Source organism: Acinetobacter sp. BD54 (genome assembly GCF_044778325.1).
In the GTDB taxonomy this organism is placed as follows: domain Bacteria; phylum Pseudomonadota; class Gammaproteobacteria; order Pseudomonadales; family Moraxellaceae; genus Acinetobacter; species Acinetobacter baumannii.
In genome coordinates, this window is sequence record NZ_JANJEP010000013.1 from 16,201 (window position 1) to 29,778 (window position 13,578).

Annotated in this window: 13 protein-coding genes and 1 riboswitch; of the genes, 7 read left to right on the forward strand and 6 right to left on the reverse strand. The window is 40.5% G+C overall.

The window, feature by feature from the left end:
• The first annotated feature begins 7 nt into the window (after positions 1-7).
• The gene (locus NQ782_RS17070) at positions 8-277 is read left to right on the forward strand and encodes an oxidative damage protection protein (protein ID WP_000089996.1); all 270 of its coding nucleotides are present in this window, start codon (positions 8-10) and stop codon (positions 275-277) included.
• A gap of 314 nt (positions 278-591) precedes the next feature.
• On the opposite strand, the gene phoU is transcribed toward NQ782_RS17070, so the two are convergent.
• The 4 genes from phoU to NQ782_RS17090 all read right to left on the reverse strand — a co-directional run bounded on the left by phoU (position 592) and on the right by NQ782_RS17090 (position 4,329).
• The gene (gene phoU, locus NQ782_RS17075; protein WP_000075183.1) at positions 592-1,314 is read right to left on the reverse strand and encodes a phosphate signaling complex protein PhoU; all 723 of its coding nucleotides are present in this window, start codon (positions 1,312-1,314) and stop codon (positions 592-594) included.
• 108 nt (positions 1,315-1,422) lie between these two features.
• Positions 1,423-2,754, reverse strand: coding sequence for a TolC family outer membrane protein (locus NQ782_RS17080; protein WP_086231096.1), 1,332 nt, complete (start codon positions 2,752-2,754; stop codon positions 1,423-1,425).
• Between the two features lie 95 nt (positions 2,755-2,849).
• Positions 2,850-3,755 (reverse strand): DMT family transporter, encoded by a 906-nt coding sequence (locus NQ782_RS17085; RefSeq protein ID WP_000624461.1) that lies wholly within the window; start codon positions 3,753-3,755, stop codon positions 2,850-2,852.
• On the reverse strand, positions 3,748-4,329 hold the full coding sequence (locus tag NQ782_RS17090) for a TetR/AcrR family transcriptional regulator (RefSeq protein ID WP_057093963.1): 582 nt from the start codon (positions 4,327-4,329) through the stop codon (positions 3,748-3,750). The genes NQ782_RS17085 and NQ782_RS17090 overlap by 8 nt, the downstream gene beginning before the upstream one ends.
• 110 nt (positions 4,330-4,439) lie before the next feature.
• Between NQ782_RS17090 and NQ782_RS17095 the strand changes: the two genes are divergently transcribed.
• From NQ782_RS17095 to gluQRS, 6 genes are all read left to right on the forward strand, one after another.
• Positions 4,440-5,519, forward strand: a complete 1,080-nt coding sequence (locus NQ782_RS17095; protein ID WP_199983529.1) for a hypothetical protein — start codon at positions 4,440-4,442, stop codon at positions 5,517-5,519.
• A 34-nt stretch (positions 5,520-5,553) separates the two neighbouring features.
• Positions 5,554-5,688: riboswitch (TPP riboswitch) on the forward strand.
• Between the two features lie 89 nt (positions 5,689-5,777).
• Entirely contained in the window at positions 5,778-7,655 is a 1,878-nt protein-coding gene (thiC, locus tag NQ782_RS17100) for a phosphomethylpyrimidine synthase ThiC (RefSeq protein ID WP_001072861.1), read from the forward strand.
• Positions 7,656-7,730: 75 nt separating this feature from the next.
• Positions 7,731-8,357: an NUDIX domain-containing protein gene (locus tag NQ782_RS17105; RefSeq protein ID WP_000029222.1), complete on the forward strand. Its 627-nt coding sequence runs from the start codon at positions 7,731-7,733 to the stop codon at positions 8,355-8,357.
• A gap of 4 nt (positions 8,358-8,361) precedes the next feature.
• Positions 8,362-9,174, forward strand: a complete 813-nt coding sequence (cpdA, locus tag NQ782_RS17110) for a 3',5'-cyclic-AMP phosphodiesterase (RefSeq protein WP_000143915.1) — start codon at positions 8,362-8,364, stop codon at positions 9,172-9,174.
• Between the two features lie 210 nt (positions 9,175-9,384).
• Positions 9,385-9,921 carry an RNA polymerase-binding protein DksA gene (gene dksA, locus NQ782_RS17115; RefSeq protein WP_001262524.1) on the forward strand — a complete coding sequence of 179 codons (537 nt, stop codon included), beginning with the start codon at positions 9,385-9,387 and terminating at the stop codon, positions 9,919-9,921.
• Between the two features lie 2 nt (positions 9,922-9,923).
• Complete coding sequence (gene gluQRS, locus NQ782_RS17120; protein ID WP_057093965.1) at positions 9,924-10,856, forward strand: tRNA glutamyl-Q(34) synthetase GluQRS; 933 nt, start codon at positions 9,924-9,926, stop codon at positions 10,854-10,856.
• A 50-nt stretch (positions 10,857-10,906) separates the two neighbouring features.
• Here the strand turns inward: gluQRS and ftsW are convergent, their stop codons facing one another.
• On the reverse strand, positions 10,907-12,103 hold the full coding sequence (gene ftsW / locus NQ782_RS17125) for a putative lipid II flippase FtsW (protein WP_000907680.1): 1,197 nt from the start codon (positions 12,101-12,103) through the stop codon (positions 10,907-10,909).
• 24 nt (positions 12,104-12,127) lie between these two features.
• On the reverse strand, positions 12,128-13,474 hold the full coding sequence (murD, locus tag NQ782_RS17130) for a UDP-N-acetylmuramoyl-L-alanine--D-glutamate ligase (protein WP_000908241.1): 1,347 nt from the start codon (positions 13,472-13,474) through the stop codon (positions 12,128-12,130).
• Positions 13,475-13,578 lie beyond the last annotated feature (104 nt).

A 13,578-nucleotide genomic window follows, 5' to 3' on the forward strand; every position in this document is an offset into this window, starting at 1 on the left:
ATACAAAATGAGTCGACAAGTATTTTGCCGTAAATACCAAAAGGAAATGGAAGGATTAGACTTTGCTCCATTTCCAGGTGCTAAAGGTCAGGAATTTTTTGAAAATGTTTCTAAGCAAGCATGGCAAGAATGGTTACAGCACCAAACTACGCTAATTAATGAAAAGCGTTTAAACGTGTTTGAACCAGAAGCGAAAAAATTCCTTGAAGAGCAACGTGAGAAGTTCTTCAATAATGATGAGAGCGTTGAAAAAGCGGAAGGCTGGAAACCAGAATAACAGGTTTATTCCAAGCCCATCATCTTTTAAAAAGGCAGGTTTATATACATAGACCTGCCTTTTTTTACGTGAAACTTACACAAACATATAAAGCCTTACATAGAGCGCACAGGACTCTACATGACATGAAATGGCTGAAACTTTAATATCAATTCATAGCAAGTAAGACACGATCCCTGTCGTGTTTTCTCTTAATGCACTTGATTTTCTGTCCTGAACTTCCCCCCAAAGTTCGGGACATTTTTTTATCTATTATTTAAAAAAATAAAAAAGCCTTGTCTGAAACAAGGCCTTTAAATATCTCAGCTCACATATTACTTTTCGTGTACTTTTGCTTCAATTTCTTCAATTTTGGTATGACGTGCATCAAAACCTTTTGCCATGTAAATGACTTGTTCAGCAATATTACGAGCGTGGTCACCAATACGCTCTAAAGAACGTAAAACCCACATCACATTAATTACACGAGCAATATGACGCGGGTCTTCAATCATATAAGTCATTAAAGTACGCGTTGCCGACTGATATTCACGGTCGATATCAGCATCAGCTAAAAGTACACGTAATGCTTGATCTGCATCTAAACGTGCAAAAGCATCAAGTGCGTCATGAATCATGACTCGTACTTGGTTACCAATATGACGTGTTTCCATGTAGCCACGAGGAGAACCGCCCTCTTCACATAGATTTTGCGCAATACGGGCAATTTTTGCAGCTTCATCCCCAATACGCTCTAGGTCAGTATTGGCTTTACTCATGGCAATTACCATACGCAAGTCAATTGCTGCCGGATGACGACGTGCCAAAATCAGCGTCAGCCCTTCATCAATATCACGTTCATATTGATTGACTGCATTATCTTTAAATTGAACATCAATTGCTAAGTTCGCATCTGTATCAAGCAAAGAATGAATTGCATTGGCAACCTGTTGTTCGACCAAGCCACCCATGGTCATAAACTTTGTGTTCACATCTTGCAAATCTTCATTAAATTGAGAAGAAATATGATGGCTTAACACCGGATTACTCGGACTCAAGGGAAGCCTCCAACATGATGGCGCAGGGATAAAATGATTGAGCATTAAAACACATCAATCATTAAATTTTTATGACAAAATTAAATTTCAGATAAAAGCATTTTTTTATTACTGATACGTTAACCAGCTATTTAATTCAACTAGATCTTTTTCTCCTAGCTGACCTACAGCCGCTTTTAAACGTAATACATTTAATAAATAGTCATACTGAGCATTAAGATAATCCTGTTTTGCTGAAAAAGCATTACGCTGCGCCAATAAAACATCGACCATACTTTTTAAGCCTTCGTTATAACTTGCTTTTGAAGCTTGAGAAACAAGTGCTGAAGAGTCCATTGCCGCCTTTCTTGCTTCAAGCTTTACTCGGTCGGTATCTACCTGCATAAAAGCACTTTTCACATCGACATTGGCACGGCGAATGGCCGCATCAAGTTGGGCTTGCGCTTTATTTAACTCCACACTAGCTTTTTTAATAGAAGTTCGAGTCCGGCCTCCATTAAATAAGTTCCAGTTCATCTCTACCCCGACCTGATCAAACTTCCCATCAGTCGAAATCAGCGTTTCGGGCGTTTGTTTGGTATAACCATAACTCGCCACTGCATCTATCTGTGGATAAAGTGCAGCTTTTTCCACACGACGTTGATCTTCAGCATATCGCTTTTGTAAACGTGCTTGCTGAATCTTTAAATTTTGTTGTTGGGCTAATCCTAACCACTCATCGAGCTGTGCCGGATAAGGTTTTTGAAAGATAAAATCATTTCTCAATACAGCAAGCTTATCTTGATACGGACCAATATATTCAGATAGTTGCTCTTGAGCCAATAGAAGCTGCACATTGGTAGCAATACGGTTGGCTCTGGCATTTTGATACTGGGCATTTGCTTCACTCACATCACTACGTGCTACCAACCCTTCTTTAAGCTTGGCGTTCATCATATTGAGCTGTTCAAGCAAAGCTTTTTCTTCTTGTAAATATGCAGCGGTAAGTGCCTGTTGACGCAGTACATTAAAATAGGCTTCAGCTACATTTAAAACATGATCTTGTTTTTGCAGTTTTAAAGTAATTTCACTAAGGGCAACCGAAGTTTTAACCTGTTTATAACCTTCCCATGCATCCATACGAAAAAGAGGCTGACGGGCAGATAAAGTAGCCTGTTTGGTAGTCGATGTATTACTTACCAAAGCATCGGAAAGTCCTTCCTGATCAACACCAGGAAAATTTGAACGCTTTACCGTTTGTCGATTACGGGTAATATTTCCAGACAATGTAACTGTTGGTAATAAAGCGCCTGTTGCTAAGCCTAAATTAAGCTGATCTGCTTCAAACTGTTGTTGATTCGCTTGCCACGTCGGATCATTTAGTTTTGCGCGCTCATAAGTTTCAACTAAATCTAGAGCAAAACTCGACGATGTAAAACTCCATAAACCCGCAACAAGCATTAATTTTATTTTCATTGTTTAAATCAACGATAAAACTTGGCTTTAAGACTAAGAAAAATTTAATTTAAACTCAAGCCAGTAAAAGTTTTCATTTTTTATGTATTTTCAGGCTTTGATAACATCAAAATACAAATGAAAATCAAAAACATGCCTACCCACCCAATCCATGAGACACTCTCGCCAACCAAAACAATGGCAAAAATTGCTGCAACAAGAGGTTCAAATAAAGTTAAAGTGGTGGCTTTACTGGCATTTACAGTTTTTAACCCAAAACCAAAAAGCAAATAACCCAAAAACATAGGAATCAGCATCATATAGCCAGCAACAAGTAAATTTGTTGAACTTTGCAGTAACCCACCACCTGTAATTAATAAAGTTGGAAGCAAGATTACTGCCCCACCACCCATAATCATGCCCATTGCAGCTTTAGCAGCAATACCTCGGTCTATTAATCTTTTTGCAGCCCATGAATAAAGTGAATATGTTGCACCCGCTACCAGCCCAAGAAAAATACCAAAAATTTTATTCCACTCATTTGTACTCTCTTGTGCTGCGTGGCTTTCGCCCATAGATAACAAACTTACCCCTACAACACCCAACACAAAACTTAGGAACCATGTTTTAGATAAAACTTTACGGTCAAAGAATCGCTCTAAAACTGCTGCAATGAGTGGAGCCGAACCAATTGAAACCACCGTACCAATCGTAATTCCGGCATAATGCATGGAAGAATAAAAAGCTAGGGGATATATCCCAACTGCCATAACACCTAAAAGAATAATAGAAATATTTCGCCCAATAAATTGTCGGTGTTCCCGAATGGCCTGAGATGCAATCAATGCCTGTAAAAGCCCACCTCCCCCCATAGCAACCGCGCCAATTGCAAGTGGTCCGAGTGTTGGGGCAAATGCTGCGGCTGTCCCCGTGGTTCCCCATAAGAAAGAGGCCACTAAAATTGCAATAGTGCCACCATAACTACTATTTTTAATAAGGCTAATCATGTTGGCATTCTCGATCTAAAATATCTTCTGCCATTTGTCTCGCTAATTGAAGTTGACGGCTACTACCCTCTAAACCAGCTCTTGCCATCGACCCTTCTAATAAAAAAGAAAGTTGTGAGGCGATATAGCTAACACGCTGTGAATCTTTTAATAAGCGATTTAAATGCTCGGCAACAATCGCCTCAACTTGTTCTTTATGTTGTCTTACAGCATTTCGTCCTGAACTGTTCGCCGAGAACTCTGCGGCAGCATTTAATAGCCCACATCCTCTAAAACCCTTTTCATAAGCAAACTCGGCATGATCTTGATAGGCATCAAATACGGCCAAAATAGCTTCTTTAGCTGTTTTTGTTTTTTCTAAACGCTTTTGATAAAGGTCTAACCACTCTTGATGTCGTGCAGCAATATAGGCATCAACAAGTTCACCTTTTGAAGAAAAATTATTGTAAAGCGACATTTTAGCTACATCTGCTTTAGCCGTAACCGTATTAATTCCTGTTGCAGTAATGCCATCGTTATAAAACAGTGTTGCCGCTGCATCGAGAATTTTCTGTCTTGCTGTTCTATCATTCATAGCTTTTACTTAAGTAGACCGACCTACCTAATAATAAAGATTTCTAACAGTGATGCAATCTTTTTAAGCGTTATAATTTGAGCAATATCAATTTCGATAAAAATATAAAGATGAAAAAAATTCTAATGATGAGTATGTGCGGCGCACTACTTTTAACTGGCTGTAATAAAACATCACAGCAAGATCAAACTGTATCTAAAGAGCAAAAATCAACTGCGCAAAAGGCCACCGAACAGCGAGACAGTAGCTGCTTACAAATTATGGTAGCCATGCACACGATTAATCAGAACAGTAAAATAGAAGACTTAAATCAAATTAATGAAAAGCTTAAAACCTGTGTTCCTTCGTTAAAAAATGAGGAACAGCTTAAGCTAATTGAAGCTTCAACAGCCATGTATCAACGTTTTATTAAACAAGACTACACTGAAAAAACAGGGAGAGCTTTTGAAGCATTTGGCTATGCTGTTTTAGAACAGAAACAAGACCTTAAAAAGGTGATTCAAAGTCAGAAAAAGCTCTTCGCCCAACTGAGCCCGCGTGATCAATATTTACTTCAACATGAAGGCCAAGCCTATATTGAGCTGCTCTATCAAGGTGAAGGTATGTTTACTTATCGTCGCCAGCCAAACTACTTAGTTGATGTTTTTTCTAAGGCTTTACCCGCTGACCAGAAAGAATTTTTATCTCGTATGGCAAAAGACAATCAAGACATTTTCTATAACGATGGTGCTTTGGCTGTTTCATGGAAAGAGCTTACTGAACGTGCTTTATTTTGGGAAAAGTTTATTCAAAAATATCCAAAGAGTTATTTTATTAATGATGCCAAAATACTCTTTAATGAATATCGATACTTCATTTTCTTTGGTCTAGATAACACACCTGTGTCAAACGAATATGCCCCGAACACATGGTTTGACCCTGATGCACTTCAGCAAATCCGCTTTTTATCAACTCAGAGCCAATCAAGTTTAGCGAAACCTGCCCAACAATTTCTTAAATTTATTGCCACCCCTGTCGATGAGCGCAATAAGCAATTTAAAATAGATTTAACTGATGAAAATGGGCAAAAAAAATCAACTTACCAGATTGTGCATGAACAGCTTGAGCAGTTATTAAAACTAGAGTCACCATGGAATACTCAAAGCTACCGTGACTGCCATATAGATGCGGTTTGTATAGATACAAATTGACAATGCCAGCCAACCTAAAACATGTTAGTCTTTAAATCGCTTGACGGAGCGCGAGTAATAGCTCGCTGAGATTGTGTAAATTTCGTGTTATCGCAACACCAGTTTGATCACAAGTACCGTTGAACCTGATCAGGTTAAGACCTGCGTAGGAATCAAGCCATCTGAAAACCTAAGCCCTCAATTTATCTAGTTCAAGATAAATCCGCCATCGTTTTTGGTCGTGCTTGATTCGTTGATGTTATTCATAAGGATCATGTGATGAACCAATTAACGAATCTCTCTTCTGCTGAAATTTCAGCACAACATGAACAAGATGCAAAAGACTTAACCCGCATCTTACCCGCTTCTAAAAAAGTTTATATTGAAGGCTCTCGCCCTGATATTCAGGTTCCAATGCGAGAAATTTCTTTAACCGATACTCCAACCGGCCTTGGTGGTGAGCACAACCCACCTATTATGGTATATGACACTTCAGGTGTTTATACTGACCCGAATGTTCAAATTGATTTAAACAAAGGTTTACCTTCAGTTCGTCAAAAATGGATTGAAGAGCGTAACGATACTGACGTTCTTTCTGGCCTAACTTCAAAGTTTGGACAGGAGCGTTTAAAAGATATTCGCACTGCTGATATTCGCTTTGCACATATTCAAAACCCACGCCGTGCTAAAGCAGGCAAAAATGTCACTCAAATGCACTATGCCAAGCAAGGTATTATCACGCCTGAAATGGAATATATTGCAATTCGTGAAAATCAGCGTCAACGTGAAGCTGTAGATATGCGCCAGCACCCAGGTCAAAACTTTGGTGCGAAAAACTTAAAAGAAATTACACCTGAGTTTGTTCGCCAAGAAGTTGCCGAAGGCCGCGCTATTATTCCTGCCAACATTAACCACCCAGAACTTGAACCAATGATTATTGGCCGTAATTTCTTAGTTAAGATTAATGCCAATATTGGTAACTCAGCACTTGGTTCTTCAATTGATGAAGAAGTTGCGAAAATGACATGGGCAACCCGTTGGGGCGCTGACACCATTATGGACTTGTCTACAGGTAAGAACATTCATGAAACACGTGAATGGATTATTCGTAACTCACCAGTTCCAATTGGTACCGTACCAATTTATCAAGCACTTGAAAAAGTTGATGGTGTTGCCGAGAACCTGACTTGGGAAATCTTTAAAGACACGCTTATTGAACAAGCTGAACAAGGTGTTGACTACTTCACCATTCACGCAGGTGTTCTACTTCGTTATGTGCCACTTACAGCAAACCGTTTAACAGGTATTGTGTCTCGTGGTGGTTCAATCATGGCGCAGTGGTGTCTCGCTCATCATGAAGAGAACTTCTTATACACACACTTCGATGAAATCTGTGAAATCATGAAAGCCTATGATGTGTCATTTAGCTTAGGCGATGGCTTACGTCCGGGTTGTATTCAAGATGCAAATGACGAAGCGCAGTTCAGCGAACTTAAAACACTGGGTGAGCTGACTCACCGTGCATGGGAACATGATGTGCAGGTCATGATCGAAGGTCCGGGCCACGTACCAATGCACATGATTAAAGAGAACATGGACTTGCAGTTAGAAGTGTGTAAAGAAGCTCCATTCTATACGCTTGGGCCTTTAACTACAGACATCGCTCCGGGTTACGACCACATTACTTCTGCTATTGGTGCAGCTATGATTGGCTGGTATGGTACAGCAATGCTTTGCTATGTGACACCTAAAGAACATTTAGGTTTGCCAAACAAGAAAGATGTGAAAGACGGAATTATTACCTACAAGATTGCAGCACACGCAGCCGATCTTGCCAAAGGTCATCCGGGTGCACAGGTTCGTGATAATGCCTTGTCTAAAGCACGTTTCGAATTCCGTTGGGACGACCAGTTCAACCTAAGCCTAGACCCAGATACAGCACGCAGCATGCATGACGAGACTTTACCAAAAGAAGCGCATAAATCTGCTCACTTTTGCTCAATGTGTGGTCCAAAATTCTGTTCGATGAAAATCACCCAGAATGTTCGTGACTATGCCAACAATCTCACCAATAGCGATTCAGAGGTTGAAGAAGGCCTCAAAGCGATGAAAGAGGTTTATCAAGAGCAAGGACAAAAACTGTATCATAAAGTGTAAATATTCAAAAAAAACACTTGCCTAGCCATGATTCTCGGTTAGGATGAAATAAATAGATTTCGTCCTGATCGAATCATGAGTATTGTCGAGCGTCCAAGTTATACATCTAAAGATGTCGAAGTAACATCACGTGAACCTCTGTTCAGTGGTTTTATTCAAGTTGAAAAAGTCAGCCTTCGACATCGTCTATTTAATCAATCTGAATATACTCCTGTATTGCAGCGCGAACTTGTGCATCGGCCTGAAGCGGCTGGCGTTCTACTCTACAATGATCAAAAACAACAGTTTGCCCTGATTGAACAGTTTCGTGTTGGTGCTTTAGATGACTCCCATTCGCCATGGCAACTCGAAATTATCGCAGGCGTATTAGATGGCAATGAATCACCAGAAAGTTGCATTCGACGCGAGAGCCTTGAAGAATCAGGTTGTGAAGTTCAGGATTTAGAACATCTATTTAGTTTTTACCCATCAGCTGGCGCCTGTTCAGAGTTATTTCATCTGTACGTTGCCGAAACCAATTTACCTGCTGTAGGTGGTGTTTTTGGGGTAGATAATGAGGGTGAAAATATTCAGCTGCATTTGTTTAGTTATAGTGAAATTCAAACACTACTCAACAGCGGACGTTTAAGAAATGCCCCTGTTATTATGGCATTACAATGGCTGGCTCAACACAGCAAAACGATAATAAATCCGAAGAGGTAGGACGGTGACTTTTCAAGTCTCAACACTTTCACAAAAAAATCATGTCATCATACAAATTACCGATACACATTTATTGGAGTATCCACAGCTAGAATTTGTGGGGATGAATCCTGAAGAAAGTTTCCACGCCATTATTCAACAGATACTAAAACAACATCCCGAAGCTGATGCGATTATTCATACCGGTGACCTCGCACAAGCGCCAACACCTATTACCTACAAACGTTATATCAATTTTATGCAAACCTTGGGCCTGCCTTTTTTCCAGACCCTCGGCAATCATGACAATGTCGACCACTTTCCTCTACATAACGAAAACCATCAACAACCTGTAGTTGTCGGTTTAGGAAACTGGCGCGTGATTATGCTAAATAGCGCGGTAAAGGGAAAAGTAGATGGTCATCTGTCTTCGGAACAATTAGAAAATTTAGCAAATTTACTTGAACAATTTGCAGATCATCCTGTTTTGCTGGCTTGTCATCACCATCCATTTGCCATGAAATCAAAATGGATTGACCACCATAAGCTTCAAAACTCAAATGCACTTTTAGATACCTTAAGTCCATTTCAAAATGTGAAGGCCCTAGTCTGCGGACATGTTCATCAAGATTCCCTTAATATCTGGCAAGGTATCGAGTTTTTTTCTACGCCTTCCACAAGTGTACAGTTTAAGCCGTTTAGTAATGATTTTGCACTCGACCAAAATGCACCGGGTTATCGTTACATTCGTCTGAATAACGATGGTAGTTTTGAAACAAAAGTGTTTCGCCTTGAAAATTTCAAAACCCGTATAAATACTGATATTTCAGGTTATTAGCCCTAAAGTTTATATAACCCAAAAGAATTATGACTAGGGTAAACACGTTTTGAAAATATTTACGGGACAGAATGACTATCATCTTGCAGGAAAAATCTATATGATGACGACCCGATGGAAAAATCCATCGATGGTTTTCTATAAAAACACTTGCATATCACCATATTTTTTGCGTATAGATAATACGTGTATGATGAGGAATGCCCTATTATGGCGAATGACAACCACAACCAAGTTTTGGATGAACATACAGAAGTTGTAGTAGAAGGTGATAAAGCTTCTGCAAAACGTGCACGTAAAGTGAAACCTAAAACTTCTGACGTAGGCTCAACTGCAAGTTTATTTGGTATTGCACCTTATCAACCTAAGAAAAATGAAGAGTACATGTCTGAAGGACAGCTCGAGCATTTCCGACAAATTCTGCAAGCATGGAAAGCTGAATTAATGTCTGAAGTTGATCGTACTTTAAATACGATGCAAGATGAATCAACTGCATTGCCAGACGTAAATGACCGTGCTACCCAAGAAGAAGAATTTGCAATTGAATTACGTACACGTGACCGTGAACGTAAATTAATTCGTAAAATCGAACAATCTCTTGAAGCGATTAAAAACGAAGACTACGGTTTCTGTGAAACTTGTGGTATCGAAATCGGCTTACGTCGTTTAGAAGCACGTCCAACTGCAACGTTATGTATTGACTGCAAAACTTTGGCAGAAATTAAAGAGAAGCAAAATAACGGTTAATTGTGACGGTTAAGAATTCTCCAGCCGAGCTTAGTTCGGCTCTTGCGAATCAGCGAAACGATGTTCCACTGATTCGCTACTCAGGTCGGTTTGCGCCCTCGCCAACCGGCCCTTTACATTTCGGATCACTCATTACTGCTGTTGCCAGTTACTGCGATGCTAGAGCCCATCAAGGTCGATGGTTAGTGCGTGTTGAAGACACCGATATCCCCCGCATCTACCCCGGTAGTGAAGACCATATACTCGCATCACTTGAAGCTTTTCAGTTCGATCCGGATGCCGAGATCATTTTTCAAAAAGACCGCCTAGATATTTACGAAAGTGTATTAGACCAACTTAAAAAAGAGGGTCTGGTTTACGCCTGTCAATGTACCCGTAAAATGCTCGGTTCAAACGCTATCTATGCAGGCACATGTCGAGATTTGCATCTCGACTTCCAACATCAAGCCATTCGGGTAAAAGTTCAAGATCAGCCAATCTGTTTCGATGACCGCCTACAAGGGCTTCATTGTTCTAATCTAGAGCATGACCTTGGTGATTTTGTCCTTAAACGCCGTGATGGAATTATTAACTACCAGCTTGCTGTCGTCGTAGATGATTACCTACAAGGCATTACTCATGTTGTGCGAGGCGCAGACCTGTTAGATAACACTGAGCGTCAAATCTGGCTTGGTCAGCTCCTCGGCTACCCTAAGCTGAGTTACATGCATCTTCCGCTCGCCATGAACGACCAAGGGCAAAAACTTTCAAAGCAAAACCTTGCCCATGCACTTGATTTAACTAAAGCTCCTGAATTACTACAGCAAGCCATACAAGCCTTAGGTCAACCAAATGTTGATTTAGATCGCCCCGAAGTGATGCTCAAGCAAGCAGTAGCCCAGTGGAATGTAGATTTGATTCCTCATGGGCAACAGCTTTGCGGAACATATCTATAAAGAATAAAAAAGCCCGATTTGATATCGGGCTTTTTATAACGCTTCATGATTTAGAAGTTTGATTCTTCCCTCTCAGGGTTCACTTCTTGAGTTGAAGCATCAATCTTTAAGATCAAGCTAATCATAGCTGCACACATCATTAAAGACGTACCACCATAACTAATAAATGGCAGAGTTAAACCTTTGGTTGGCATTAAGCCCATGTTCATACCCGCATTTACCAAAATCTGGAGTAAGAAAATAATACTAATACCGTAAGCCAAATAGCCTGCGCGAAGATAATGATGTTTCAAGGCACGGTGGCCGATTTTGATACAACATGCCAGCATCAAGAAAGATAAACCAATGACAATCGAAATACCAAAGAAACCAAATTCTTCACCTAACACAGCCAACATAAAGTCAGTATGCGCTTCTGGTAAATAGGAAAGCTTTTGAACACTATGCCCTAAGCCTGTACCAAACCACTCACCACGACCAAAAGCCATTAACGCATTTGATAACTGATAACCTACCCCTAATGGGTCCGCCCAAGGGTCAGTAAACGAAATCAAACGTTGGAAACGGTAAGGTTCAAATAAAATTAAAAACACAATACCCGTGACAATTGCACCAAGCATGATTAAGAATTGTGTTGGAGGCGCACCCGCTAAAAAGAACACTCCGACCATCATCATGACAATAACAACCGTCGCACCCAAGTCAGGCTCGGCAATAATTAAACCTACCGTAATTGCCATAACGCCACTTAAACGAAGTAAGCCTTTCCAGTGGGTACGGACTTCTTTAGCACGGCGTACTACGTAATCTGCGGTAAAGATGGCCATCATGACCTTTGCAACCTCTGTTGGCTGCAAGGTAAAACCACCAATTTTAATCCAACGTGTGGAACCGTTAACTTCCGAACCTACAGCCAAAGCCGCAAGTAACAGAACCATGGTTAATAACCACAATGGAAACGTATTTTTAAACCATGTATTGAGTGATATTCGATAGGTTAAATAAGCCACCACGCCAGCAGCAACAATTGAGATCCCATGACGAATCACATAGTGAAATGGGTTTTCATGCATATATTCAGCATAAGGCATGGAAGCAGATGCGACCATCACCGAACCGATACATAACAATGCAACCACACAGAAAATCAAGACATTACGTGGCGTCACTTCCGCTGGCCATTTCGGCAATATCCGTTCATACCAATGATTGATTTTCTGGATTGTGGTCTGAGCTAAGCCTGCCATACTACATTCCTAATCATATTTTCTTTAAACCAACGAATTGACGCAGGCAACAAACTGCTGACCACGGTCATTATAACTTTTAAACATATCAAAACTTGCACATGCTGGTGATAGCAATACCACATCTTCAGCTTGTGTTTCACGTTGACACAGCTCGACAGCTTCTTTAAGCGTTGCTGCATGTAAAATTTTAGTTGCGCCTTGAATGGCTTGTTCGATGACAGGCGCATCTTCACCAATCAATACCACAACTTTGGCATATTTTTCGATAGAAGAACGTAAAGGAGAAAAATCTTGCCCTTTGCCCTGTCCACCTAAAATAAGCGCAACCTTACCTTTTTTCACTTCAATGGCAGCGCCTAAGCCATCAATAGCTGCAAGTGTAGCACCAACATTGGTACCTTTAGAGTCATTATAATAACGGACATCATGCACGGTTTTAACATACTCACAGCGGTGCTCTAGTCCTTTAAATTGTTTTAAAGTTTCAAGCATTGACTCCATAGGTAAACCAATTGCCTCCCCCAATGCTAAACACGCTAAAGCATTGGCTACGTTGTGCATACCTTGAATATATAAATCTGAGCTTTTAATTAACCGCTGTAAACCACGAGCAAGCCAAAGCGTACCGTCGGCATCTCTTAAAACGCCATATTGATTTAAATCTGGTGCGTTTAAACCAAAGCTTTGCATTGGTGTCGTATCAGGAACAAGTGGGCGGCTTAACGCATCATCTCGGTTAAATACAACTTTTTTAGCGCCTTGGAAAATACGATGTTTTGCTTGGTGATACCCCAGCATATTTCCATGACGGTCTAAATGGTCTTCACTCATATTGAGAACCACTGCTACCTCAGCGTTTAAGTGAGAGGTGGTTTCTAACTGAAAGCTTGATAACTCAAGGACCAGTAACTCTGGTTGATCTTTAAGTAAATCTAACGCTGGTCGACCAAGGTTGCCGCCTACTGCAACTTTCTTACCTGCATCCTTAGCCATTAAGCCAATTAAAGTGGTTACAGTACTTTTTGCATTGGAACCTGTAATCGCCACAATCGGCACATCAGTGGCACGGCGCAATAATTGGATATCGCCCACCACAGAAATACCTTTAGCAATAGCTGCCTGAATTTCCGGTAATTGCGGTGCAAGGCCTGGGCTTAAAATAATCTCTTCTGCTTGTAATAATAATTCTTGATCAAGCTGACCAAAACTGGTTTTAACGCCAGCCGGAATCTGATCGTGTCCAGGAGGTGTGGGGCGGGAATCCGTTACAGCAACTTGGTAGCCTTGTTCATGCAGGAAATTTACAGCAGAAACGCCTGATATTCCCAAGCCTGCTACAACTTTTAATCCACCACGTTGTATTAACATTTTTGCCCCACAATTTATCAATCGACAGAATGGCAAAAATGTTAGCACTTTGCTGTTTTGAATGCTTTTTCAGTTTGAACTTTATTCATCTTTTTTTGTGTCAG